General features: G+C 70.0%; 1 protein-coding gene. It reads left to right on the top strand.

Annotated features, from left to right (window positions below):
• The first annotated feature begins 85 nt into the window (after window positions 1-85).
• Window positions 86-1486, top strand: coding sequence for an IS4 family transposase (locus J1M46_RS14975; RefSeq protein ID WP_206448788.1), 1401 nt, complete (start codon window positions 86-88; stop codon window positions 1484-1486).
• Window positions 1487-1499 lie beyond the last annotated feature (13 nt).

The following is a 1499-nucleotide window of genomic DNA, read 5'->3' as shown; positions in this document are numbered from 1 at the left end:
CAATGCCGTTCGGTTAGCCGTCGGGCGGTGATGTCAAGCAGCGCGTCCGCGTGGCTCCCGTTGGAGAGCCGCAGCCCTTGTAGAAGTGGATCTGTCCGCCAAGACCGATCTCTTCACAAGGGCTGCGATGTCTCATTCTGTCACGACCGATTCCGATGGCGTGTTCGCGCCGGGACATCTGGGGGATCTGACCCGGATCGTGCCTCCGGAGATGGTCGATGCCGCGCTGGAGGCCGCCGGCGGTAAGCAGCAGCGCCTTCGGCGGCTGCCGTCGCGGGTGGTGGTGTATCTGCTGTTGGCCGGGGCGCTGTTCGCCGGGCAGGGCTGGCAGCGGGTGTGGTCGCGGCTGACCGCAGGCTTCCCGGCTCCCGTGGCCCGCCCGGCGGGGTCCGCGCTGACTGCGGCGATGCGCCGGGTCGGCCCGCGACCGCTGCGGGAGCTGTTCACCCTGCTGGCCGGCCCTGGCCTGACGCGCACGCAGCAGGTGGTCAGGTTCGCGGGACGGCTGGTGGTCGCGATCGATGGCACCCAGATCGCCGTCGCCGACACCGAAGCGAACCGCGTCGCCTTCCCGAAGCCGCGCGGCGGCCCGAACGGGGAAGCCGGGTATCCCATGATCCGGCTCGTCGCGCTGGTCGCGACCGGCACCAGGACGATCATCGAGGCCGTGTTCGGCACCGATCAGATCGGGGAGTTGAGCTACGCGGACCGGCTCGCTGATGCGCTGCGGCCGGGGATGCTGCTGCTGGGAGACCGGAACTTCGCCACTTACCGGCTCTTCACCCGAATCGCCCGCACCGGAGCCGACTTCCTGATCCGTGGCAAGACCGGCAATGGGGCGATGCGTCTGCCCGTCACGCGCCGCTTCCGCGACGGCTCCTACCTCTCGGTTGCCGCCGGTCTGCCCGTGCGCGTGATCGAGGCGGCCGTGACGATCACCACCGAGACCGGCACGCGCGTCAGCGAGTACCGGCTGATCACGACGCTGCTGGACCCGGACGCGGCACCGGCGCAGCAGCTGGTGCGGCACTATCACGACCGGTGGGAGATCGAGACGACCTACTGCGAGCTGAAGTCCACGATCCTGGGCGGGCGGGTGCTCCGCAGCCGCTACCCGGCCGGGGTGGAGCAGGAAGTCTGGGCGCTGCTGACGGCCTACCAGGCGCTGCGCACGGCAATGACCGACGCGCTGCTGGAGCGCACGGACATCGCCCCCGACCGGCTCTCGTTCACCACCGCACTGCAGGCCGCCCGCGACCAGATCATCCAAACCGCGGGCAGCATCGCGGAGGCCAGCGTCGATCTCGTGGGACGGATCGGCGCGGCCGTCCTCGCCGACCCGATGCCCACCCGGAGGGTCCGCACCCGATCCCGCGTGATCAAACGCGCCATCTCCAAGTACCGGGCCAAGGGCCGCGAGATCGACCGACGCACCTATCCCGCGACACTCCACACCAGAATCTTGACCCCCGGCCCCGACGGCTAACCGAACGGCATTG

Source organism: Agrococcus sp. KRD186 (assembly GCF_017168255.1).
In the GTDB taxonomy this organism is placed as follows: domain Bacteria; phylum Actinomycetota; class Actinomycetes; order Actinomycetales; family Microbacteriaceae; genus Agrococcus.
This window is presented reverse-complemented; position numbering and strand designations above follow the sequence as displayed.